The sequence below is a fragment of the Micromonospora sp. NPDC050276 genome (assembly GCF_044459545.1).
In the GTDB taxonomy this organism is placed as follows: domain Bacteria; phylum Actinomycetota; class Actinomycetes; order Mycobacteriales; family Micromonosporaceae; genus Micromonospora.
Map to the genome: position 1 here is coordinate 1 of NZ_JBITJA010000004.1, position 23,666 is coordinate 23,666.

21 protein-coding genes are annotated in these 23,666 nt (G+C 72.5%); 4 read left to right on the forward strand and 17 right to left on the reverse strand.

Translation table 11 applies throughout. The annotated features are described in order from the left end of the window. Window positions 1–253: 253 nt before the first annotated feature. The 3 genes from ACIBF8_RS08900 to ACIBF8_RS08910 all read right to left on the reverse strand — a co-directional run bounded on the left by ACIBF8_RS08900 (window position 254) and on the right by ACIBF8_RS08910 (window position 4,026). The gene (locus ACIBF8_RS08900; RefSeq protein ID WP_396781783.1) at window positions 254–883 is read right to left on the reverse strand and encodes a hypothetical protein; all 630 of its coding nucleotides are present in this window, start codon (window positions 881–883) and stop codon (window positions 254–256) included. 13 nt (window positions 884–896) lie between these two features. Continuing rightward, the gene (locus tag ACIBF8_RS08905) at window positions 897–2,681 is read right to left on the reverse strand and encodes a DUF4012 domain-containing protein (RefSeq protein WP_396781784.1); all 1,785 of its coding nucleotides are present in this window, start codon (window positions 2,679–2,681) and stop codon (window positions 897–899) included. 97 nt (window positions 2,682–2,778) lie between these two features. Then, window positions 2,779–4,026 carry a glycosyltransferase family 4 protein gene (locus tag ACIBF8_RS08910; protein ID WP_396781785.1) on the reverse strand — a complete coding sequence of 416 codons (1,248 nt, stop codon included), beginning with the start codon at window positions 4,024–4,026 and terminating at the stop codon, window positions 2,779–2,781. A 168-nt stretch (window positions 4,027–4,194) separates the two neighbouring features. On the opposite strand from ACIBF8_RS08910, the gene ACIBF8_RS08915 reads away from it, so the two are divergent. Beyond that, window positions 4,195–4,749: a low molecular weight phosphatase family protein gene (locus ACIBF8_RS08915; RefSeq protein ID WP_396781786.1), complete on the forward strand. Its 555-nt coding sequence runs from the start codon at window positions 4,195–4,197 to the stop codon at window positions 4,747–4,749. Here the strand turns inward: ACIBF8_RS08915 and ACIBF8_RS08920 are convergent. Next, window positions 4,730–6,193, reverse strand: a complete 1,464-nt coding sequence (locus ACIBF8_RS08920; RefSeq protein WP_396781787.1) for a polysaccharide biosynthesis tyrosine autokinase — start codon at window positions 6,191–6,193, stop codon at window positions 4,730–4,732. The genes ACIBF8_RS08915 and ACIBF8_RS08920 overlap by 20 nt on opposite strands. Window positions 6,194–6,530: 337 nt before the next feature. Between ACIBF8_RS08920 and nhaA the strand changes: the two genes are divergently transcribed. Next, on the forward strand, window positions 6,531–7,925 hold the full coding sequence (nhaA, locus tag ACIBF8_RS08925; protein WP_396781788.1) for a Na+/H+ antiporter NhaA: 1,395 nt from the start codon (window positions 6,531–6,533) through the stop codon (window positions 7,923–7,925). Window positions 7,926–7,978: 53 nt separating this feature from the next. Here the strand turns inward: nhaA and ACIBF8_RS08930 are convergent, their stop codons facing one another. From ACIBF8_RS08930 to ACIBF8_RS08975, 10 genes are all read right to left on the reverse strand, one after another. Beyond that, window positions 7,979–8,176, reverse strand: a complete 198-nt coding sequence (locus ACIBF8_RS08930) for a hypothetical protein (RefSeq protein ID WP_396781789.1) — start codon at window positions 8,174–8,176, stop codon at window positions 7,979–7,981. A 4-nt stretch (window positions 8,177–8,180) separates the two neighbouring features. After that, window positions 8,181–8,504, reverse strand: coding sequence for a hypothetical protein (locus tag ACIBF8_RS08935; protein WP_396781790.1), 324 nt, complete (start codon window positions 8,502–8,504; stop codon window positions 8,181–8,183). After that, window positions 8,501–8,863 (reverse strand): DUF1622 domain-containing protein, encoded by a 363-nt coding sequence (locus ACIBF8_RS08940; protein WP_396781791.1) that lies wholly within the window; start codon window positions 8,861–8,863, stop codon window positions 8,501–8,503. Before ACIBF8_RS08940 ends, ACIBF8_RS08935 begins: the two co-directional genes overlap by 4 nt. A gap of 39 nt (window positions 8,864–8,902) precedes the next feature. Further along, window positions 8,903–9,490: a TMEM165/GDT1 family protein gene (locus ACIBF8_RS08945; RefSeq protein WP_396781792.1), complete on the reverse strand. Its 588-nt coding sequence runs from the start codon at window positions 9,488–9,490 to the stop codon at window positions 8,903–8,905. Between the two features lie 218 nt (window positions 9,491–9,708). Continuing rightward, window positions 9,709–10,674: an L-histidine N(alpha)-methyltransferase gene (gene egtD / locus ACIBF8_RS08950; protein WP_396781793.1), complete on the reverse strand. Its 966-nt coding sequence runs from the start codon at window positions 10,672–10,674 to the stop codon at window positions 9,709–9,711. A 20-nt stretch (window positions 10,675–10,694) separates the two neighbouring features. Next, on the reverse strand, window positions 10,695–11,465 hold the full coding sequence (gene egtC / locus ACIBF8_RS08955; RefSeq protein WP_396781794.1) for an ergothioneine biosynthesis protein EgtC: 771 nt from the start codon (window positions 11,463–11,465) through the stop codon (window positions 10,695–10,697). Between the two features lie 43 nt (window positions 11,466–11,508). Then, on the reverse strand, window positions 11,509–12,846 hold the full coding sequence (gene egtB, locus ACIBF8_RS08960) for an ergothioneine biosynthesis protein EgtB (RefSeq protein ID WP_396782456.1): 1,338 nt from the start codon (window positions 12,844–12,846) through the stop codon (window positions 11,509–11,511). 80 nt (window positions 12,847–12,926) lie between these two features. Further along, complete coding sequence (egtA, locus tag ACIBF8_RS08965) at window positions 12,927–14,165, reverse strand: ergothioneine biosynthesis glutamate--cysteine ligase EgtA (RefSeq protein ID WP_396782457.1); 1,239 nt, start codon at window positions 14,163–14,165, stop codon at window positions 12,927–12,929. A 157-nt stretch (window positions 14,166–14,322) separates the two neighbouring features. Continuing rightward, a complete protein-coding gene (locus ACIBF8_RS08970) occupies window positions 14,323–15,129 on the reverse strand; it encodes a hypothetical protein (protein WP_396781795.1) in 807 nt (268 codons plus the stop codon). 16 nt (window positions 15,130–15,145) lie between these two features. Then, a complete protein-coding gene (locus tag ACIBF8_RS08975) occupies window positions 15,146–15,778 on the reverse strand; it encodes an RNA polymerase sigma factor (protein WP_396781796.1) in 633 nt (210 codons plus the stop codon). 528 nt (window positions 15,779–16,306) lie between these two features. Between ACIBF8_RS08975 and ACIBF8_RS08980 the strand changes: the two genes are divergently transcribed. Together ACIBF8_RS08980 and ACIBF8_RS08985 are read left to right on the forward strand one after the other, a co-directional pair. Then, the gene (locus ACIBF8_RS08980; protein WP_396781797.1) at window positions 16,307–17,668 is read left to right on the forward strand and encodes a serine/threonine-protein kinase; all 1,362 of its coding nucleotides are present in this window, start codon (window positions 16,307–16,309) and stop codon (window positions 17,666–17,668) included. Between the two features lie 126 nt (window positions 17,669–17,794). Then, on the forward strand, window positions 17,795–19,057 hold the full coding sequence (locus ACIBF8_RS08985) for a nucleotide sugar dehydrogenase (RefSeq protein ID WP_396781798.1): 1,263 nt from the start codon (window positions 17,795–17,797) through the stop codon (window positions 19,055–19,057). Window positions 19,058–19,148: 91 nt separating this feature from the next. On the opposite strand, the gene ACIBF8_RS08990 is transcribed toward ACIBF8_RS08985, so the two are convergent. The 3 genes from ACIBF8_RS08990 to ACIBF8_RS09000 form a co-directional block, all read right to left on the reverse strand. Continuing rightward, complete coding sequence (locus ACIBF8_RS08990; RefSeq protein WP_396781800.1) at window positions 19,149–21,623, reverse strand: ABC transporter permease; 2,475 nt, start codon at window positions 21,621–21,623, stop codon at window positions 19,149–19,151. A gap of 147 nt (window positions 21,624–21,770) precedes the next feature. Beyond that, complete coding sequence (locus ACIBF8_RS08995; RefSeq protein ID WP_396781802.1) at window positions 21,771–22,436, reverse strand: response regulator; 666 nt, start codon at window positions 22,434–22,436, stop codon at window positions 21,771–21,773. Next, entirely contained in the window at window positions 22,433–23,653 is a 1,221-nt protein-coding gene (locus tag ACIBF8_RS09000; RefSeq protein ID WP_396781803.1) for a sensor histidine kinase, read from the reverse strand. The genes ACIBF8_RS08995 and ACIBF8_RS09000 overlap by 4 nt, the downstream gene beginning before the upstream one ends. Window positions 23,654–23,666: the final 13 nt, after the last annotated feature.

The window sequence follows — 23,666 nt, forward strand, 5'->3', positions numbered from 1 at the left end:
TCTGCGCCCGCTCCGCGGACGACAACCTCTGCCCCGGCATGACCCCTCATCCTGACGAGAATCCACCCCGTTGCAACAACCACTTGAGCCCAAGGACCTTGGGATACCCCGACATCACCGAACCCGAGTCGATCACGAACGGGCCCGCCCGCGTTGGCCGGCACAAAACGGTCTTTCGACGCGGCTGGCGCCCGTCGGAACGTTCCGACGGGCGCCAGCTTCAGTGCGATCCGGGCGCGGCCCGGCTATCCGGTCAGTGCGCCGCACCGCCGAGGCGCTGGCGGCGACGCCAGGCCAGGGTCAGCAGCAGCATGACCGCTCCGGCGCCGACCAGGCCGCCGCCGAGCTTCATGGGTGTGCCGAGGCTGTCACCCGTGACGGGCAGCGGCTGCTTCTTGTGCAGCACCCGCAGTTCGGTGCTGGCGGTACGGCCAGACTCCCGGCCCGTGGCGGTGAAGGTCAGCAGACCCGTCACCGACGGCTTGTACTGCCGGGTGAAGCGGCCCTGACCGTCGGTGAACGCCGTGAAGCTCAGGGGCGCACTCGCCTGGTGCGCCACCGGGACCATGGCCACCGTGCTGCCGTCGCTGCGGCGAGCCGGAGCCTGACCGCCGGCCGGAGCGGCCAGCGGGGTGACCGTCACCGTGATGTCGACGGTCTCGTTCGGTCCGAAGTTGGTGCCGGTCAGCACAACCGTCTCGCCGAGGAAGATCGTCGGCCGGTTGACGGTCAGCGACGCGACGGTCGGCGGGTACGGCGGCGGTTGCGGCGGGTCGGTGGTTGCGCTGGGCGTCGGCTGCGGCTGTGCCGCCCCCGCTGCCGTCGGCACGGCCACCACGGCCAGGCCGACCGTGAGCGCCATGATGATGCGGGATAGCCGCATGATTGGTTCCCTCCTACTGATCACAGCTTGGTGCGGAATGAACTTGGGTGGTCCATGGGCTGGCGGTGGGGGTCAGCCACAACTCGGCCTGCCCGACGCCGGTCTTGGCCGTCAGCACGGTGACGTCCAGTGCCTTCTCGGCGCCGGGGCTGACGTCGACACTTGCCGTCGCCACTTGGCGGCGGCGTTCGGTGCCGCTGCCGAGCGCCGTCTCGGCCCCGTCCAGTCGAGCCTCAAGCACCGCTCCACCGGCCGGGCTGAAGATCGACACCAACGTCCGGGCGGTGTACGGGTCGCCAGCCAGACCGAGACCGAGCACGGATTCGCTAAGTCCGGACTTCGGTGCCGTTGAGCGCAGGGTCACCCGCAGCCGAAGCTCACGGCGGCCGTCCGGCCGGCATTCGCCGACCGTCAGGTTCGCCGTCGGCCGCAGGTAGTAGCCGAGCTTCGCGCCGCTGCCGTCGTTGAGGAACACGCCGACAGTTGGCACGGTGTCCTGTTCCGGAAGCGTCCCGGCCATCCGACTTCCGCCGAATGTCCGCTGTTCCTCAGGTCGGGCACTCCAGAACAATATCCGGCGTTCGGTGATAGCACGGTCAAATGCGGACAACAACACCCGTGGGTTGACATTCTTCTTGAAAAGGGTGTCGAACACCGAGGCGGCCGACGCCGCGAAGAAGTCGTCCTGCTGCTTGAGGTCGAGCCGCTGGTAGCTGTCGTTGAGCAGGGTCTGCACAACCTTCTCGCTGGCCAGCGGGACACCGCCGGGGACCAGCACCGGGCCGGTCGCCTTGAGCAGGTACGACAGCACCACCGGGTCGACGGCCAGCACGCCGTCGACCGTGGTGCCGGTCTTGCGCCGGAACATCTCGCGGTACAGCGCGGCGGCGGTCGGGAAGTGCGGGGACAGGTTGACGTCGGCGGGATAGATGCCGGGCAGGTCCGTCCAGAGCGCCCGGGTCTCGGCGGGCACCTTCACCGCCGGGGTGAACCGGCCGAGCGAGGCGCTCGCGCCCTGCTTGCCCATGTCCACCTTGCCGTTCTCCGCCTCGATCACCGCGTACGCGCCGAACATCCCGCCGGTGGCCCGCAGCTCGGCGAGGTTCTGCGAGACGAGCAGGTAGCGTCGCGGGCCGTTCGCGCCGAGCAGCGGCGGCAACAGGCGGGCGCCCAGGTCGGCCGCCGTGGTGAGGCTGGCCAGCCGATCGATCTCGGCGCGCAGGTCGGTCAGCGCCTGCCGGATCTGGCTGACCAGGCGGTCGGCCGGCACCGCCGCCAGGTTCTGACGGGTCCGCTGCACCGACTCGTGCACCCCGGTCAGCTGCGTGGAGACGGCGGTGAGTCGGGCGAGATCCACCCGACCGCCGGTCGGCACCAGGCTGGTCAGATCCGTCCGGAGCAGGGTCGGGAACGCCTGCCGGGCCAGCTCGTCGATGGCGACGGCGATCTGCGCGACGGCGTCCAGATCGTCGCCGGCGATCGGTGTGTGCCGACCGATCCCCCAACTCGGGTCGCTGGTCGCCGCCCGGGCCGCGCCAGCCTGCTCCTGAAGGGCCGCGAGCGTCCGCAGCGCCCGGTCGGTGTCGCCACCGACCACCTGGGCGCTCAGCTCCCGGGCCAGGCCAGCGGCGTTGAGCAGGTGAGTGCGCGCCTGCCAGCCGCGGAAGCCGATCCACCCGCCGGTCGCCAGCAGCAGCGAGCTGACCACCAGGGCGCCGAGGAGGGCCCGTCGCAGTCGGGCACGCCGACGACGCCGGGACCGGCTTCGCCGCCGGATTGGTCGTTCGCTCTCCGTCACACCACACTCCCGTTCGCGGAACCGGACAGAAGGTCGATTCCCTGACGTTCTTAGCACGCTGTAGGGAATTTCGTACCGTTATTGCGTTTGTCGTCCTTTAAGCGAGGTTCCTTCGCGGTTCCGCGAGGGGTTGCGGGACACGTCCCGCCGCCTCGTGCAACAGCCGCTCGATCTGGTCCACGCCGGCGGGCAACGACATCTCCCGCAGGTACGCGGTCCGGCCCCGACGACCCATCTCCGTGCGGCTCGGCGGCGGAATGGTGGCGGCCAACCAGAACCGGTCGGCCAGCGCCGCCCAGTCCTCCGGTGGGCAGGACAACCCGGCGCGGACCCGTTCGACCAGCTCCGCCGTGTCCCCGCCGGCCGACGCGATCACCGGTGCGGCACAGGAGAGCGCGGCTTGGAGCTTGCCGGGCACCGTGCCGCGCAGCTCCGGAAGGTCGCGCAACATGACCAGTTGGTAGTCGGCGGCGGCGTACAACTCGGGCATGTCGACCGGCGAGCGTCGCTCCACGAAGCGGACATTGTTTGCGCCCAGCTCGGCGGCGAGCCCGCGCACCCGCCGCTCAGCCTCGCCCGAACCGACCAGGACCAGATCCATCGTCCGGTCCAGCGCCGCAGCCGCCCGGACCGCGGTCTCCAGCCCCTGCCGCGCGCCGATGGTCCCGGCATGCATCACCACGCACCGACCGTCTCGACGGATCAACCGGCGGGCCGCCGCGCCGGGCGTCGCCGGGTGGAAGATCCGCTCGTCGGTCCAGTTCAGCACGAGCCGGACCCGGGCCGGGTCGGCGCCGGCGGCGACCACCAGGTCCCGCATCGACGGCGCGGCGACCGCGATTCGCGCCGCGGTCCGGTAGATCCGGGTCATCGTGGCGCGCATCCGCACCGCCCAACGCCCCTCGACCGCCTCGTCTGCGCCGTCGCGGGCCCAGACGTCCTGCACGTGCAGCACCGCCGGCACCCGCCCAAGGAGCTTGAGCACCCCGGCGGCCGCGAACGTCGTGGCCGGCAGTTGAAAGACGTAGAGCGCGTCCACGTCGCCGAGGAACCGGCGTGCGACCAGTCCCGCGCTGCCGGCGAAGGAGAGGTAACTGGCCATCCGGGCGCCGGTGGACCCGGCGCCCCCCGGGTACCGGGGCACCCGTCGGACGCTCAGCCGTTGGCTGTGCGTCTCGTGGTGCCACCGCTGCCGCCAGCCGGGATAGACGTGCCCGCCGGGATAGTCCGGAAAGCCGGTCAGCACCCGTACCTCGTGCCCCCGCGCCGCCAACTCCTCGGCGAGGCTCCCGGGGATGAACGCCGGCTCCGGTGGAAAGTGGTACGACAGGATGCCGATCTTCACCGGTGCTCCCCCGTCCGGCAGGGATCGCCGGCGGACGGCGCGGCACCACGACCGGCGCGTGCCCGGCCCGCGTACGATGCCGACAACCCCTCCCTGCGCGGCCACCGGCGTCGACGCACCGCCCTCGCGGTGTGCACGCCCGTGTCCGCACCGATGAGAGGGGCACCGATGGCTGATCGCGTGTTGTTCGTCTGCCACGCCAACCTGTGCCGGTCGCCGATGGCCGAGTACCTGGCCCGCCGACTGCTGGCCGACCGATCCGTCGAGGTGGCCAGCGCCGGCACCGACGCGATCGACGGGCTGACCATGCACCCGTACGCCATGGAGGTCGCGACCGAGGGCGGCGCGGACCCGGCGGCGTTCCGGACCCGGGGGTTGCGCCCCGAGTACCTGGTCGACGCGACGCTGGTACTGACCGCGACCCGACGCCAACGCTCGGTCTGCACCGCGTTGGCGCCGGGAGCGCTGCACCGAACGTTCACGCTGCGCCAGTTCGGCCGGCTGGCCGCGGCGGCCGAGCCGCCCGCCGAATCGGCCGACGACCCGTTGCGCGCGGCGATCGCCGCCGCCGCCCAGGCCCGGGGACGGCTGCAACCCGCCGGCCCGGACGAGGACGACCTTCGGGACCCGATTGGCGGCACCGCGGCCGACTTCCGACGCTGCGCCGAGGAGATCGAACGATCGCTGCGACCCCTCGCCGCGCTCATCGGGGCAGCCGGGTGAGTTCCTGGGTGTGGTCGGGGACGCCGTTGACCCCATCCGCGGTGGCGCTGTGCCGACCGGAGGCAGCCCGGTCGGCCGGCATCGACGCCGCAGCCGTCGAGGCGACGACCCGGTAGGCCTCGTACTGGTACGCCTCGGCCTTGGCCACCTTGGCCATGTTCAGCACACAGCCGAGCAGCCGGACCGAGACCGCGTGCAGTGACCGGGCGGCCGCAGCAACCTGGCTGCGCGAGGTACGGCCCTGCTGGGTCACCAGCAACGCGCCGTCGGCCTGCACGGCCACGACCACACCGTCGGTCACCGCGAGCAGCGGCGCGGTGTCGATGATCACGATGTCCGCCGACTCGCGCAGCGCCAGCAGCAGGTCCGACATGGCCTTGGAGCCGAGCAGCTCACTCGGGTTCGGCGGGGCCGAGCCGCTGGGCAGCACCAGCAGCGACTTGTCTCCCCAGCGCTGCACGACGTCGCCCACCTTCACGTCGCCGACCAACACGTCGGTGAGGCCGACGCCGGCGTCCAGGCCCAGGTAGTCGTCCACCTTCGGGCGGCGCAGGTCGGCGTCGACCAGCAGCACCCGCCAGCCCGCCTCGGCCAGCGCGATGGCCAGGTTGCAGGAGAGCGTGGTCTTGCCCTCGCCCTGCAGCGCGCTGGTCACCGCGATGACCCGGGCCGGCTCGTGGACGTCCACGAAGCGCAGGTTGGTACGCAGCTTGCGGACCGCCTCGGCGCGCGCCGAGGTCGCGGCGTCACCCACGATGAGCGGGGCGCTGCGGGCGTTGGCCTCGAACGGGATCTCGCCGAGCAGCGGGCTGCCGGTGGCGCGTTGCAGGCCGGCGGCGTCCCGCAGCCGGACATCCGCGATGCCCCGCAGGATCGCCAGACCGATGCCGAGGATCAGGCCCACCAGGCCGCCGAGGGTGAGGTTGCGGATCGGCTGCGGCGAGACGGGGTTGGCGCTGACCCGGGGGCCACTGACCACTTCGATCTTGATGGGCGCCTTGCCCTCCGGCGTCGTCTCGACCTTCTGCACGAGCTCGACGAACTTGTTGGCGAGGGCCTCCGTCACCCGCATCGCGCGGGCCTGGTCGGTGTCCGTGACCGAGGCTCGCAGCAGAACGGTGCCGGTCTCGGTGGAGGTGCTCACCCGGCGCTGCACCTCGTCCGCGGTGAGGCCGACCGAGGTCTCGGCCACCACGCTCTGCGCCAGCCGGTCGCTGCTGAGCAGGTCCGCGTACGACTTGACGCGCTGCTGGAGGAAGAGCCCGCCCTGGTAGGCGTCGCTGACGCCGGTGTTGGGGGTGGTGACGAAGAAGGTCACCGAGGCGACGTACCGAGGTTGGGCCCGGACGGTCAGAAACGCCGAGACGCCGAGGGCCACCATGACCGTGACCAGCGCGACCCACCAGTGCCGACGCACGTGGCGCAATTGGCGGAGCAGGTCCATCAGGAGCGCCCCCGTGCCGGTCCGGTTGCGGCAAAGAACTTCACGAAAACCCCCAAGGTCGTCTCTAAACTCGTGAAACCATTAAAGCGGCTTATACGGCTTATGTCCGGAGTTATGCATTTTCCGGTGCCGAGAAGTGCACCCGCATGACCAACCCGACAAACGTCCATTCGGCAGCGGCGATGACGGGGAAAAGTCGAAGGCTGATCGGATGGCGACCGATCGGCCCAGCGATCCTTCCTGTCCGCGACGCCGGATAGGTTCGACAACGGTGTGCCGGGAAGTCTGGTCGGCGAGTGGTTTCCTGCCGTCCCGATTCCCGAGGTGAACCCCGCAGATGACCTCCCGCACCCCACCATCCGGGCCGCGTCCGACGATCCGTCTGTTCTCCCGGTCGTCCTGGCCGGAGGCCCGACACCTGGCCGAGGTGCTGCGTACCGAGACCGTCGGCGGCGCGCTGCTGCTGGCCGGTGCCGTGATCGCGCTGCTCTGGGCCAACTCCCCGTGGTCCGACTCGTACACCCGGCTCGGCGAGGTCGTGCCGTGGCCCGGCGGCGCACGCTGGCACCTCGACCTGGACGTGGCCACCTGGGCGGCGGACGGCCTGCTGGCGATCTTCTTCTTCGTGGTGGGGCTGGAACTCAAGCGGGAGTTCGTCGCCGGCGATCTCCGCGACCCGCGCCGGGCCGCGCTGCCCGTGGCGGCCGCACTCGGCGGGATGCTGCTGCCGGCGCTGATCTACCTGGCGGTCGTCCTGAGCGCGGGCGGGGAGGGCCTGCGCGGTTGGGCCATTCCGACCGCCACCGACATCGCTTTCGCGCTCGCCGTGCTCGCGGTGGTCAGCTCGCATCTACCCCAGGGCCTGCGCGCATTCCTGCTCACCCTCGCCGTGGTCGACGACCTATTCGCGATCACCATCATCGCGATCTTCTACACCGCCGACTTCCAGCCCGTTCCACTGCTCGCCGCGTTGGCGCCGATCGGGCTCTTCGCGGTGCTGGTGCAGCGCGGGCGTACCTGGTGGTGGGCGCTGATCCCCCTCGCGATCGCGGCCTGGGCACTGATGCACGCCTCGGGTGTGCACGCCACGGTGGCCGGTGTCCTCCTCGGCTTCACCGTCCCGGTCCTGGCCCGCCGGACGGCCGGTGCCGACCGACCGGTCACGGACGACCCGGAGCCGGGCAGCACGGGAGCGAACGACGCTAGGGCGGGCGAAGGTGGGTTGGCGGCGCGCCTGGAGCACCGCTGGCGCCCGGTGTCGGCCGGCTTCGCGGTGCCGATCTTCGCCCTGTTCGCCGCCGGGGTCACCCTGCGCGGCAGCGATCTGGGGGCGCTGCTGAGCGATCCCATAGTGATCGCCATCGTCGCCAGCCTGGTGTTCGGCAAGAGCATCGGCATCTTCGGCTCGACCTACCTGCTGGCCCGGTTCACCCGCGCCGAACTCGACGAGGACATCACCTGGGCAGACCTGCTCGGCATCGCCCTGCTGGCGGGCGTCGGGTTCACCGTCTCGCTGCTCATCGGCGACCTGGCCTTCGGGGCCGGCAGCACGGCCGACGACCGGGTCAAGGCGGCCGTACTGCTCGGCTCGGTGATCTCCGCCGCGCTGGCCGCCACGGTGCTCGTCCGCCGCAACGCGGTGTACCGGAGGGTGGCCGAGCGGGAGCGGTTGGACGCCGACGGCGACGGCGTACCCGACGTCTACCAGCGCCCCGACGGCAGCGCCACCTGACGGCCCGCCGAACCCACCGAGATGCCGCCCCGCCGCCCCGGCCGCTGCGAACGTCAGTCGCGACGCTCGGCCGGCGGCAGGTCCTCGGTCTCCTCGACCAGCGCCTCGGCCGCCGGCCCGGTGAGGTCGTCGCCCGGCACCGCCACCTCCTCGACGCGATCCTGCTCGTCAATCTTCCCGCCGGGCGGCGGCTCCGGGGCGGTGCCATCGCCGGCGAAGCCGTACTCGTTCGGTTCGTCGTGCCGGGCCATGTGGTCATCCTCCCGCTTTTCCCGTTTCACCTGTTGAGGCCAACGGTAGGTGGTGATCGTCCTCGGCGCAGGGCGCCGGGGATTGTCGCCCGGACCATGGCGGTGGCTGACTCAACGCCGCCCCGAGCAACTGACGCAGGGCGATGATCGCCACCGCGCCGGCCAGGCCGTTCCACCCCGGATCGCCGGCGAGCCGGAGCAGGCCGACCGCGGTGAGCAGGTCCAGCAGCACCCGGACGCCAGGGCGCAGCGCCCCGGTGCCGAGCACCGTGACCACACCGGCGACCAGCGCGAGCGCGGTGACCGTCGTGACCAGGTTGCCGATCACGTCCGACGCTCACCCTCGGCCACCTGACGCTGCTCCTGCCGGATCTCGCGGCCCAGGAAGTAGTTCAACGCCGTCCTGATCGTGGCGATCGCGGCCAGCTGGCCGATCTGCTCGAACGACGGCGACACCGCGGTGCGCAGCACGTCGGCCGCCAGCTGGAATTCGAGGCCGAGGGTCAGAAACCGACCCAGCGAGAGCCGGATCGGGGTGAAATGAGCGGCGGTGCGGTGTCGCAGCCCTTCGACCACGAACCGCACCGCCGCCCAGACCGCGCCCACGAAAATCACCAGCGCGCCGGCCACTTCCACCACGGCAACCAACACCTGGTCGCCGTGTCGCAGCAACTCGGCCGGCTCCACCCCGGGCCGTTACCCGCCCTCGGGGCAGCTAGTCGGCGCTCAGGTCAGCTCGTTCACCGCCTCCAGGATCAGCCAGAGACCGGAGATGGCGAACAGGATCGCGGCGCCGTACTTGATGGTCTTCTCCGGCAGCCGGCGGCCGAGCGTCCGGCCGACCAGAATGGCCAGCGCGTCCGCCGCCACCATACCGATCGTGGAACCGAGCCAGGTGCCGAACCAGCCGTACTTGGTGGCGAGCGTGATCGTGGCGAGCATCGTCTTGTCGCCCAACTCGGCGAGGAAGAACGCCACCGACACCGCCACGATCGCGGTCTTGCTGGTCTTCTCCGCCTTGCGCTTCTCCTCCTCGGTGAGGCTGTCGCCGCGCAGCGTCCACGCCGCGAAACCGAGGAACGCCACGCCGGCCACCAGCGAGATCCATTCGGTCGGCAACACCGCACCGAGACCCACACCGATCGCGACCGACGCCAGGTGCACCACCGCCGTGGCGACCGTGATGCCGATCAACACCGGGATCGGCTTGAACCGTGTGGCGAAGGTCAACGCCATCAACTGGGACTTGTCCCCCAGCTCGGCGACGAAGATGACGCCGAAGCTGACGACCAGCGCGGCGAAAAATCCCTCCATGACGTCCTTCCCGTTCAACGCCGGGAGGAGGTACAGGGGCGCCCTCGACCCGGCTGCAACAGCCTGAGTCGAAGGTCTCGCCCGCCCCGAGAGAACCGGGGCCGCGTGGCCGGATGCGGAACGCACCAGTATGTCGACCACGACATTGGGGGCTACTCCCCTTCGCGTGATCAGCCTATCGGATCACCGTCCGGCCCGGCCGCACCGGGTGAACAGGCTCACCGCGCCCGCGCCAGCGTCACACCGAAGAGCCCGTCCGGGTCGGTCCAGAACTCCGTGGTGCCGAAGCCCGCGCTGGCCAACTCCGCGGCGATCCCCTCCGGGTGGAACTTCGCCGAAACCTCGGTACGCAGCTCCTCGCCCGCCGCGAAGTCGACGGTCAGGCCCAACACCCGAACCCGCATCGGCCGGGTCGCCCGCAACCGCATCTCGATCCACTCGTGCTCGGGATCCCAGACGGCGACGTGCTCGAACGCGGCCGGATCGAAGTCGGCGCCCAACTCCCGATTGATCACGCGCAGCACATTGCGGTTGAACTCGGCGGTCACCCCGGCGGCGTCGTCGTACGCGGGCACGATCACCGACGGGTCCTTCACCAGATCCGTGCCGAGCAACAACCAGTCGCCGACCTCCAGCGCGGCGCGCATCGCCGTCAGGAACTCGGCCCGCTCGGCGGGCAGCAGGTTGCCGATCGTGCCACCGAGAAACACCACCAGCCGCCGGCCGCCAGTGGGGAGCCGGTCCAGTTGCCGGGTGAAATCCCCGACGATCCCCCGGACCCGCAGACCCGGATAGTCGGCGGCGATCTCGGCGGTCGACCCGCGCAGCGCGCTGACCGACACATCGAGCGGGACGAACGAGCCCAGCCCACCGCGGCGGGTGAAGGCGTCCAACAGCAGCCGGGTCTTCTCCGACGAACCGGAACCCAACTCGATGAGCGTCTTGGCCCCGGTCAGCGCCGCGATGTCCGACGCGTGGGCAGCCAACACGGCCCGCTCGGCCCGGGTCGGGTAATACTCCGGCAGACGGGTGATCTCCTCGAACAACTCGCTGCCCCGGGCGTCGTAGAACCACTTCGGCGGCAGCCATTTCTGCCCCGCGCTCAGCCCGACCCGAACGTCGTCGCGCAGGCCGCGCTCCAGGTCACCCTCTTCGAGGTAGATCTCCAGGGGTTCCGCGGTCATCGGTTCGCCTCTCTGTTCGATCAAACGTTGGCTGCCGGCGTGGCGCACCGGGCCGGCAGTGGACGTACCCGCACCTCGCCCGCGGTGGCGACGACGAGGTGCCCCTCCGGCACCGAACGCCACCCGGGATCGTCGTCATGCGGCTCGGAGGCGAGCAACACCGAACCCGGCGCCTCGCGGACCGACAGGGCGTGCCCCGCCACGCTGGCCACCACCTGCTGCCCGTCGGTGAGCAGCAGGTTGAGCCGCGACCCGGGCGCGGCGGCGGCGACGTCGGTCACCGTCCGCCCGACCGCATCGGCCGGATCGGCACCGGCGCGCAACCGATGCCGCACCAGCGCCCAGAGCAGCGCCGAGTCGGTGGCGGCGTCCAGGGTGAGCAGGTCACGCACCGGCAGGCCGGCGGCCAGCGGCACCACGGCGTCCGGCCAGCCGCGGATCACACCGTTGTGGCTGAACAGCCACCGTCCCTCCGCGAAGGGCGCCGCGGCGCCGTCGAGCACCGCCATCCCGACCGTCGCCGAACGCACCGCCGCCACCACCGCCGCGCTGCGGGTCACCGCCGCGAGCTGGGCGATGGTCGGATCGCTCCAGATCGGCTGTGCCCGCCGGTAACGCACCGGCTCACCCTCGCCCGGGTACCAGCCGACACCGAAGCCGTCGGCGTTGATCGTGCCGCCACCCCGCATGTCGCGGGGCGCCCAGGACTGCCGCAGCAGCGAATGCGGAGGGTCGAACAACAACTCGGCCAGCGTGACCGGCGGCCCCAGGTAGGCCAGATGGCGACACATCAGCGCCCCCGGCCCGCCGCCGGGCCGCCGGTCGTGCCGCGATTCACCGGTACGACTCGTCCGGTCGCACGTCCCGGGCGCAGCGGAAACCGCTGAAGATCTGTCGGCGAATCGGATAGTCCCAGTTGCGGAAGGTGCCCCGACAAGCCGACCGGTCGGTGCCGAACGAGCCACCGCGCAACACCCGGTAGTCGTCGCCGAAGAAGACCTCGGAGTATTCGCGGTAGGGGAACGCGGTGAAGCCGGGATGCCCGTCGAACGCCGTCGAGGTCCACTCCCAGACGTCACCGACGAGCTGGTGCACCCCCAACGGCGAGGCACCCGCCGGGTACGCGCCCACCGGCGCCGGCCGCAGATGGCGCTGGTCGAGATTGGCGTGCGCCTCGGTCGGGTCGTCGTCGCCCCACGGGTAACGGCGGGACCGCCCGGTCGCCGGATCCCAGCGGGCCGCCTTCTCCCACTCCGCCTCGGTCGGCAACCGCTTGCCGGCCCACGCCGCGTACGCCTGCGCCTCGTACCAGCACACGTGCACCACCGGCTCGTCGGCGCGGACCCGATCCCACTGACCGAAGCGCCGATACGACCACTCGTCGCCGTCCCGACGCCAGTGCATCGGCGCGCTGAGCTGCTCCGCGACACGGTGCGCCCAGCCGGCCGGGCTCCACCACCGCTGCTCGGTGTAGCCGCCGTCGGCGATGAAGGCCGCGTACTGGCCGTTGGTCACCGGAGCAGCGTCGATGTAGTACGCCGGAAGGTCGACCCGGTGCGCGGGACGCTCGTTGTCCAGCGCCCACGGGTCGGTGTCGGTGCCCATGGTGAACTCGCCGGCCGGCACCAGCACCTCCGCACCGACCCGCACCGACGGCTCCGGCGGCGCGGGGGCGCGCAGCACCACCGGCCCCGAACGCAACTGGTGGGTGGCGAGCATGGTCTCGTCGTGCTGCTGCTCGTGCTGGACGATCATGCCGAAGGCGAACCCGTCGGCGACCAGCGGCCGCTCGGTGAAGGCCACCGCGTCGAGCAGGTCGTACACCTTGTCCCGGACAGTGCCCAGGTAGGCGCGCGCCTCCGCGGGAGGTAACAGGGGCAGCGCGGGGCGATCTCGGCGCGGCTGCTTGAACGCGTCGTACAGCTCGTCGATGTCACATCGGACCGGCTCCCGACCCCCGACGTCACGGACCAACCAGAGCTCCTCCTGGTTGCCCACGTGGGCGAGATCCCAGACCAACGGCGACATCAGCGGCGAGTGCTGGCGCATCAGGTCGGCGTCGTCGACCACCTCGGTCAGCAACGTCGTGCGCGCGCGGGCCCGCGCCAACTCCACCGCGATGCGATCACGCAACCGCTCCCCATCGACCCGGCCCGACTGCGGGGCTCGCAACCCCGGCTCACTCCTCGCGCTCACCGGACCACCTGTCGTTCCCGACTGCGGGGCTCGCAACCCCGGCTCACTCCTCGCGCTCACCGGTCTCTCCTCTCCTTGGCGGCGGCCAACCGCCGCCGGACGCCCCGCTGGATCTCGTCGTGCGTGCCGGCCGGCAGACCCAGGCGGGGCAGGATGGTCAGGGCCAGGTCGAACAGGGCCGCCGCGGCGGCGGCCAGCGCCGGGTCAGCCAGGCCGTGTCGGGCAGCGGCCGACCAGCGCTCCGCCTCTGGCGCGGCGACCGTGTACGCCTCGCGCACCGTGCCCGGGTCGCTGAACAGGGCGGTCAACACCGCCAGTGGCAGCCGCCAGTCCCGATCCGGCTGGGCGTCGAGGTAGCGCAGCTCCAGGTACCCCCGTGGCCGCACCGGAGGAAAGAGAGTGCTGACGTGGTAATCGAGGTCATCGGTGGTGGGCGGTTGGGGCAGCGCGCCGTCCAGCCAGTCGGCGAAGGTCACGCCGGGCGGCGCGGCCCAGTCGGCGTTGTCCCGACGCACGCAGAGCAGCGGCGCGGCGAGCACATAGCGGATCCAGGTGTCGGTCGGGTTGTCCCCGGCGCAGCCGGGCGACCAGACCGGGCGGGTGCGGGCCGGGTCGATGGCCAGCCAGGCGGCCATCCGGGCGGACGCCCAACCGGTGCGCCGCCCGGCGTGTCGGGCAGCGGACGCGAACGCCGCGAGCAGCGGAGGCCCGACCGCGTGGGCCGTCGCCCAGCGGTCGGCGACCTGATCAGGCTCGCCGGCGTCAAGGCAGACCTGCAGGCCGGCGGTGCTGTACATCATGGTCCGGCCGGCCGTGCCGCGCCGGTCGAAGGCTGCGCGCATCGCGCGGTAGCGAGGGGTCTCCAGCACCGGGCAGGGCCGCCGGTGGGGGTCGATGCCGCTGCGGCCCAGGATCAGCCCGGCGGCGGCCAGCAGGTCGGTGACCTGGGCGATGTCGGCCTCGGTGGTACGGATCAACGCGGCGACCGAGGGGCGGGGTGGGGTGGAGATCTCCAACTGGCCGCCCGGCTCCAGGGTGACCATGCCGCCGTGTCGCAGCGGCTCGGCCGGGCTGCCGGCATCCAGCGTGGCGGGGCTGTGCCGCCCCAGCGCCGCCCGCAGCCGTGTCGCGTCGACCGGACGGGCGGGAGCGGCGGCGTCGTGCACGGTCCATTCCAGTTCGACGCCGGTGTGCGTCGGTGGGCCGGTCTTGAAGCAGATCCGGGCGAGGTGTCGGACTGCGGCTGCGGACTCGCGCAGGATGGCGCTGCGGTCCAGGTCGGGTGACGTCACCAAGGGTCGGGCCCCCTCTCCATGCGCCGGCACCGGCACACCGTGCCACCGTAAACCCACCCCCCGACACCGTCAGGGGGCGTGCACGGCGTCACCAACCTCTGTCTAACAGACGAATTTCCGACGCAGGGCGGAACGGACCGCTCCAGCAGCCGACCGTTCAGTCGGCGCCGGGGTGGTGGCCCGGTGGCGGCGGGGACGGCGGGGTCTTCGCCGATGGGGACGACCTGGCCCTCGCCGGCTCGGAGGGCTTCGCCTTCGCCGACTCGGACGGCTTCGCCTCGGGCACCAGCCGCTGGCAGTACGCCTCCACCTCGGCCGGGCCGCCGGCCGCGGTCACCAACCCCTGGAAGGCCGGCGTGCGCAGCGCCCTCTCCCGCTGATCGGGCTTCTTGGCCCGCCAGGCGCGGCACAGTCCGTGCACCGAGTCGGCGGGCGCGGGGCTGGCCGGCGGCATGGCGGTGACGGGCGACGGCACGCCAGGTGGCAGAGTGTCAGGGGACATCGATGGACCGGGTTCCTGCGACCGAGATACGCCCTGGTGGGGCGAGGGTGCCGGGCGCGACGGCGCCGGTGCGACCGGGTCCGGCGCCCGGTCCCGGGTGACCGCGGCGAAGGCGGCCCCCGCGGTGGCGGTGGCCGCCACCGCACCAACCCAGGCCACCGCGCCGGTGGTCACCCGGCGACGGCGTGGCCGGTGCGGCACTGCCGGCGCCGGGTTGGCCCGGGCGGCCCGGAACGCGGCCAGCGCGGCCTCCTCTCCGGCCAACTCTCCCGGGCGGACGGGGCCGGCGGCTGCGGCGAGCACCGCGGCCACCGGGTTGGTCGCGGGCACGTTCGAGGCGGGCACGTCCGCCTGAGGTGGCGTCGCGTCCGCTTCGGCGGGGCGACCCTGGTGTGCCGCGGCGTGGGCCGAGTCGAGCAGGCGTTCGATGTCGGCGTGGTCGGGCCGCCGGAACGGGTTCATTGGGAGTCCCCTCACGTCAGCCATCCGCCGGTTCAGCGTGCGGCGCCCGCAGGGTGGGGCCGCTCTCCGTGCGCGGCTGCGGCACCCCCTCGGCCCCGACCGGAGACCCGGCCGGGGTCTGTCGCTCCAGCAGGACCGCGAGCCGCCGTAGACCTCGGTGAGCGGCGGTGCGCACGGCACCGGCCCGGCGGCCCAGCACCCGGCCGGCGGATGGCGCGTCCAGCCCGATCACGGCCCGCAGCAGGACCGCCTCGGCCTCACGCGGCGGCAGGGTGGCGATCAGCGCGAGGGCGGTCTCGGTGCCGATCGTCTCGTCGACTCGCTCGGCGGTGTCCGCGTCGCTGGCCAACTCGACGAGGGCCTGCACCGGAACCGGGAGCGAGGGTCGGCGGCGCATCCGGCGCAGGTGGTCCATCGCGCGGTTACGGGCGATGGTGACCGTCCAGGCCCGGAACTCGCCCCCGGTGAAGCCGGGCAGGTCGCGGGAGATCTGCAGCCAGGTCTCCGAGGCGACGTCCTCGGCGTCGGCCCCGACGAGGGCGGTCAGATAACGCAGCAGTCCGGGCTGGAGGGCGCGGTAGAGAAGGCGGAACGCGTCCTCGTCCCCGGCCTGCGCGGCGCTGACCAACTCCGACAGGTCGGCGGTCATTCGCGGCCCACGCATCGTCCGGGGCGTTGCGGTCCGATCCGCGGCGCCAAGGCAGGCCACGCGAGACGAGCCGTCCGCCCGATCAGCACCCGCACCGCCCTTCGCCAACGTGATTCTGCCGCGACAACGATTGTCGGGGTGACGGGTCCGGGGGGCAACGCCAGGGTTGGCTCGGGCACTATGCGCCGACGTGGCCGGGCGGGCCCGAGCCGGGCCAACGCTAGGAGGGGGCTCACGACACGACAAGTCGGCGTCGCGTCACGGATGAGTGACAATTATCAAGCCCACGCGACGGCGCGTCGCTGTAACGGCCCGTGGCCAGGAGACGCTAACTGTGCCTGAAGGCGGTTTCTTGCCGCCACGAGGATCCGTACGACGGAAATTGTCGCTTTTCGTGACACCGCGCTTTCGCAGCGTCACGGAGTCGAAGTGTCCACACAGGTCAGGCCGGATCAGCCAGTCCGAACCAGCCGCCCGGCGGCCCTGCCACGGCGCGCCGCCCCGCGCCACTCTAGGTACGGTAATGCGGTGTTGTCATCGGAGGTCGTGCTCAGCGGTCGCTACCGCTTGGACGAACGTGTCGCCACTGGCGGCATGGGCGACGTTTGGCGTGCCTCCGACCTGATCCTCGGCCGGCAGGTCGCGGTCAAGGTGCTGCTGCCGGCGCTGGTCTCCGATCCCGACTTCATCGCCCGGTTCCGCGCCGAGGCCCGGATCATGGCGGCGCTGCGGCACCCCGGCATCGTGCAGGTTTTCGACTGCGGCGCGGACGACCTCCCCGACGGCCGGGCGGATTACCTCGTCATGGAGTTCGTCGCCGGCGAGCCGTTGTCCAAGCGGATCGAGGCGGCCGGGCGGCTCGACGTGGCCGAGACGATGTCGATCGTGGCCCAGGCGGCCGCGGCGCTCAACGCGGCGCATCGCGGCGGCATCGTGCACCGTGACGTCAAGCCCAGCAACCTGCTGGTGCAGGAGGACGGCACGGTCGTCCTGGTGGACTTCGGCGTGGCCCGCTCGACCGACATCACCAGCATCACGAGCACCAACGCGGTGCCCGGCACCGCGCTCTACATGGCTCCGGAGCAGGCCGCCGGCCGGCCGGTCAGCGGCGCCACCGACATCTACGCCCTGGGCGCGGTCACCTACTGCTGCCTCACCGGCAGTCCGCCGTTCACCGGCGACAATCCGCTCCAGGTCGCCGTTCGACACCTGGACGACGAGCCGCCGGAGCTGCCGCACGACATTCCGGAGGCGGTCCGCGCCCTGGTGTCGCGGGCCCTGGCGAAGGACCCGCTGGAGCGGTTCACCACGGGCGCGGCGATGGCCGAGGCCGCCCGCACGGCGGTCACCGGCGGCGAGCCGCCGACGGCGATGGCGACGCCGGTCGCGCTGCGCGACGCCGGGCCAGGCACCCGCACGGACGTACCGGCCGGCGCGGCGGTGGCGGACGGGCGTTCGCGACGGCGGGGGCCGCTGGTCGGCGCGGCGGCGGCCGTACTGGTGGCGCTGGTCGGCCTCGGGGCGGCTCTGGGCGCGGCACGCAATGCCGGCGATGACCCGGCGGTCCAACTGCCGACCAACTCACCGACGGTGGCGCCGACCGGCGCGCAGGAGCTGCCGGCGGCGAACGAGCAGGTCACCAGCGTCGACCCGGGCCGGCCCAACCGACCGCACGCCCCCGGCAACTCGCCGTCGGCCACCGCCTCCGTCACGCCGAGCATGCAGCCGAGCCAGTCAGCCAATTCGCCGACGCCGACGACGGCCGTGACCACGGCACCGCCGACCAGCACGCCGCCGACCGGCGCGCCGACGAGTGAGCCTCCGCCGACGAGCGCTGCGCCCCCCACCACGGGCGCTCCGGTCAATCCGGACGTGCCGCTGGGCGGCTGAGCCGACCGCTCCACGCCGGGCCCCGGCAGTCCCACCAGCACCGATATCCCCAAAACGGACTTACGTCGCCGAAGACGCCTCTAGGCTCTCAGCAGGCCATTTACACCATCTGCTGCGGGAGCCTGGGTGAGCGCTGAAAAGCTGGTCGTCATCGGTCAGGGGTACGTCGGGCTGCCGCTGGCCATGCGAGCTGTCGAGGCGGGGCTCGACGTGGTCGGTCTCGACGTCGACGCCGAGCGGGTGAAGCGTCTCGCCTCCGGCGAGTCGTTCGTCGAGGACATCCCGGCCGACCGGCTGGGCCGAGCGCTGGGCAGCGGCCGCTATCACCCCAGCACGGAGTACACCGATGCCGACGGGTTCGACATCTGCGTCATCACCGTGCCGACCCCGCTGCGCGACGGCACGCCGGACCTGAGCTTCGTCGAGCAGGCGGGCATCGGTATCGGCCCGTACGTCCGCGCGGGTTGCACGGTGATCCTGGAGTCGACCACGTACCCCGGCACCACCGAGGAGCTGCTGCGCCCGCTGTTGGAGTCGGCCAGCGGGCTGACCAGCCCCGGTGACTTCCACCTCGGCTACAGCCCGGAGCGGATCGACCCGGGCAACCCGACCTGGCGACTGGAGAACACCCCGAAGGTGGTCTCCGGTGTGGACCCGGCGTCGCTGGCCCGGGTGGACGAGTTCTACCAACGTCTGGTGGAGCGCACCGTACCGGTGGACTCCACCCGCGTCGCCGAGCTGACCAAGCTGATCGAGAACACCTTCCGCCAGGTCAACATCGCGCTGATCAACGAACTGACGATGCTCTCGCACCACCTCGACATCGACGTCTGGCAGGCGATCGACGCGGCCTCGACCAAACCGTTCGGCTTCCTGCCGTTCCGGCCCGGCCCCGGCGTTGGCGGGCACTGCCTGCCGATCGACCCGTGCTACCTGTCGTGGCAGGTCAAGCGCCGCCTCGGTCGGCAGTTCCGGTTCATCGAGCTGGCCAACGACGTCAACCACGAGATGCCCGAACACGTCGCGCAGCGGATCATGGCCGGTCTGAACCGGGACGGTCGGGCCGTCAGCGGCGCCCGACTGTTGCTGCTCGGTCTGGCGTACAAGAAGAACACCGGCGACATGCGGGACTCCCCCGCGGTGGACGTGGCGCGCCGGCTGCAGGCCCTCGGCGCCGAGGTGCACGCCGTCGAGCCGTACGCGGAGGCGCACCAGATCCCTGCCGGGGTCACCGTGGTCGGGCTGACCGAGCGGGAGGTGCGCGCGGCCGACGCGGTGGTGGTGGTCACCGACCACGACACCTTCGACTACGACCTCGTGGTCCGGCACGCCCGCTACGTCTTCGACACCCGTAACCGGTGCGCCGGCCCGATGGTCGAGCGCCTGTAGACCGGCACCGTTGGCCGGTCCCGCCGCCGGGGAAGATGGCGGGGCCGGCCAGCGGATGTCCCTGCGGAGGCAGGGTCGAGACCCGGCCGGGTCACTGATCGGCGAGCGCCTCGACGACCGGGCGGGACAGCGCCCGGCGGGCCGGCAGCACCGAGGCGAGCAGGGCGGCCAGCACCGCGACGCCGAGGATCAGCCCAAGCTGACCGAGCGGCAGCACCACGTGGAAGTCGCCGCCGAGGCGGTCCAGCAGGGCCATCGCGGACGCGCTGACGCCGGTGCCCAGCCCGACCCCGAGAACCGCGCCGACCAGCGCCATCAGCACCGCCTCGACGCCGAGCACCGCCCGCATCCGGGCCCGGGTGAGCCCGACCGCCCGCAGCACGGCGTTCTCCCTGGTCCGCTCGACCACCGACAGGCTCAACGTGTTCGCCACGCCGACCAGGGCAATCACCACGGCCAGGCCGAGGAGCGCCGTGACGAAGGCGAGGAGCATGTCCACCGTGCCGGTGAGCATCTTCTTGTAGGCGCCCTGGTCCATCAGGTTCACCGTCGGGTAGCGGCCCAGCACCGTCACGATCGCGTCGCGGGCCCGCTCGGGGCTCACCCCGGCGGCCGGGTCGATCTCGGCCAGGTAACCCCGCTGGGCGGGAAAGAGCGTGGCGAAGTCCTGGTCGGACAGGTCGATGACGTGATCCGCCGCCGCCGCACCGCCGGGGATGTCGTCGGTGACCACCGCGGCCACCCGGAACGGCCGCCCCTCGACGGTCACCGGGGAGCCGACCTGCCAACCGCGTGCGCTCGCCAGCTCGCGGTTGACCAGCACCTGGCCCGGCCCCAGCCGATCGACGTCGCCGGCCAGCACCCCGCTCAGGGTACGGCCGACCAGCGCCGGGTGGGCCGCCCGGAACTCGACGTCGCCGACGACCCTGCTGCGCTGCTCGTGCACCACCCCCAGTTCGGGGCGGGCGGCAAGCTCACCGACGAGCGTGGCCGGCAGGTCCTGACCGATTCCGCTGACCACGAAGTCGGTCCCGATCTGGGCGTCCACGCTGCGTTCGATGCCGTCCTTGGTGCTGCGTGCGCCGACCATGAATGCCGACACCAGTCCGATCCCGATCACCAGGGCGGTGGCGGTCGCGGCGACCCGGCGCGGGTTGCGCACCGTGTTGGCGACCGCCAGGTCGCCGATCGTGCCGAGCACCCGACGCACCGGCCAGCCGAACACCCGGGCCAGCGCCGGGACGAGCACCGGCCCGAACAGCACGATCCCGAAGAAGGCGAGCACACCGCCGATCGCCACCAGCAGCAACTGGCCGGCGCTGGCGGCGCCGGCCAGCGCGGCCACACCGACGGCCAGCACCACCGCGCCGCCGGTCAGCCGCGCCCGACCGGCACCCCGGCTGGGTTGCACCGCGGCGTCGGTCAGCGCAGCCACCGGGGCGACCCGCGTCCCCCGCCAGGCCGGCAGCAGAGCGGCGCACACGGTGAGCCCGGTGCCCAGCAGCAGGCCGGTCAGCACGGTCGAGCCGGTCACGGTCAGCGCACCGGTGACCGGCACGTCCAGTCGAGGCATCAGCAGCCGCAACCCGCCGGCGAGGGCCACCCCGAGGAGCACCCCCAATGCGGAGGCGACCAGCCCCAACACCGCCGACTCCAGCAGGGCGGACCGGAAGACCTGCCCCCGGGTGGCGCCGATCAGGCGCAGCAGCGCGGTCCGTCGGGTGCGCTGTGCCAGCACGATCGCGAAGGTGTTGGCGATCACGAAGCCGGCCACCACGATCGCGACTCCCACGAAGATCAACAGGAGCATCCGGAACTGGTCCACGTTGCGGACCGCCTCCTCGACGGCCTCGTCGAGGATCTGCTGGCGACTCTTCACCGTGGCTTCGGCGCCGGCCACGGCACGTACCTGTTCGGTCAGCGCCGTGACGTCGGTGCCCGGTCGGGCCGCCACCATGATCCGGCCGTAGCCCCGCTCGCCGGTGAGGGCCAACGCGTCCGGCCCGACCAGGCCGACGAACGGACCACCGACGTCGCGGGCGGTGCCGGCCACGTCGACGGTGCCGACCAGGGTGTACGGGCGGGCCGCCCCGCCGGTGGCGCCGATGCGGACCGCCGCGCCGAGCGCGAAGCCCTCCTCGGCCGCCGTCGGCGCGTCGAGCACCACCTCCCCGGCCCGGTCGGGCAACCGGCCGGCCACCACGTCGTACGAGCGCAGGGCGTCCTCGGTGGGGATGGCGACGAGCACGGTGTAGCCGAGCACCGGTCGACCGTCGGCGCCGACGATCCCGGCGGTGTTGGTCAACTCACCCGCTGCGGCGGCCACCCCGTCGACCGCCCGCACCCGGTCGATCAGGGCCGGGGGCAGCACCTCGCGGCCGGCCGGGTAGACACCCAGGTCGGTGTGGCGGTCGAAGGTGCCGGCCCGCTCGTACGCGCCGGCCCGCATCCCGTCGACGAAGATCATGGTGCCGGCGACGAACGCGACGCCGAGCACGACGGCGAGCGCGGAGAGCAGCATGCGCAGCGCCTCGGCGCGCAACGAGCGCAGGGTCAGGCGGATCAAGCGGGGCTCCCGGTGCTGGTGGCGAATCGGACCCCTCCGACGCTATGACCGGCACCGGCCTGTCGATCTCCACCTGGGCGCTCGACCTGTGTGCGTCCCGGGTCGCGGTGCGTCCGCCGCCCGCTACGACCCAGGTCGTACCCGCTGTCATCCGCCGGGCTTGACCAGCCCGCTCTCGTACGCCAGGACCACCGCCTGGACCCGGTCGCGCAGCTGGAGCTTCGCCAGGATCCGCCCGACGTGGGTCTTCACCGTCGCCTCGGCCACGTGCACCCGGGCGGCGATCTCCGCGTTGGACAGCCCCTGGGCGACCAACAGCAGCACCTCCCGTTCCCGGTCGGTGAGCTGCGCGAGCCGCGGGTCGGCGGTCGGGGCCGCGCCGAGCTGCCCGGCGAACCGCTCCAGCAGGCGCCGGGTGATCGACGGGGCGACCACCGAGTCGCCCTGGGCCACCACCCGGATCGCGGCCAGCAACTCCTCCGGGGGAACGTTCTTGAGCAGGAACCCACTCGCCCCGGCCTGGAGGGCCGCGAACGCGTCCGCCTCGGTGTCGAAGGTGGTCAGCACGAGCACCCGGGGGCGGCCCGCGGGCCGGTCGGCACAGAGCCGCCGGGTCGCCTCCACCCCGTCCATGGTGGGCATCCGGATGTCCATCACGACGACGTCGGCCTCGGTGCGGGCGAGCACCCGCAGGGCGTCCGCGCCGTCGATCGCCTCCCCGACGACCTCCAGGTCGGGCTGGGAGTCCAGCACCATCCGGAACCCGGCGCGGACCAGCGCCTGGTCGTCCACGATCACCACCCGGACCGTCATGCCGCGATCACCTCCGTTGCCGGCTCTGACGGTAGCGGCAGCCGGACCTCGACCTGCCAGCCCCCGGTCGGTCGGGGACCGGCGGTGAGGCTGCCGTCGTACACCGTCACCCGCTCCCGCATGCCGAGTAGGCCGTGGCCTCCGGACGGCGCCGGGCTGACCAGCGGGCGGCCCCGACCGTCGTCGACCACCCGGACCGCGACGGCCTCGGCGGTGTACGCCAGGACGACCTCGACGCCGGCGCCGACACCGGCGTGCTTGAGCGCGTTGGTCAACGCCTCCTGCACCACCCGGTAGACGGTCAGCTCCAAGCCCGGCGGTAGGGCCGGTGGCGCACCGGTGACGGTGCTGCGGACGTGCAGCCCGGCGTCGTCGAACCGGGCCAGCAGCTCGGGCAAGTCGGCCAGCGCCAGACGCCGGTGCTCCGGGTCGGCGGCCACCGTCAGCCCGCCGGCCCCGTCCGCGCCGGCCGGGCCGGCGTCGCGCAGGACACCGACCAGCCGGCGCATCTCCTCCAGCGCCTGCCGGCCGGTGTCGGCGACCACCTTCACGGCGGCACGCGCCTGAGCGGGGTCACGGTCGAGCATGAACCGGGCGCCGTCCGCCTGGACGATCATCACGGCCATGCTGTGGGCGACCACGTCGTGCAACTCCCGGGCGATCCGGGTGCGCTCCTCGGCGACCGCCGCCCGGGACTCGGCCTCCCGCTCGCGTTCCAGGGTGGTGGCCCGCTCCTCCAGGCTGAGCACGTAGAGCCGGCGGGTCCGCACGTTCAGCGCGACCAGCCAGACCGCGCCGGTGACCAGCGCGTACCACAGCGCGGTCGCCCACCACTGGATGACGTTGGGGGTCTGCGCGGCGGCCAGCAGCACGCCGACGGCCGCGACCGCGCCGGCCAGCACGCCGTCGCGCAGCCGCCGGCCGTACTTCACCACGCTGTAGAGCGCGATCAGGACGGCGACGTCGTAGACGAGCGGACCCCACCGGGCGACCACCTGGATCAGGGCGAGCGCCGCGACCGCCACGGTCACCGTGCCCGGGTGGGTCCGGCGGAACAGCAGCGCCACCGCCATCCCCACACCGACCAGCGTGGCCGCCCAACCGCCCGGCTGGTTCACCGCCGCGGCCAGCGAGACGAGCACCACGAGGGCGGCGACGGCCACGTCGAAGGCGACGCCGCGCAGCGGGCGACCGAACAGGGTGCGTCTCACGGTCACCCAGCGTACGTGC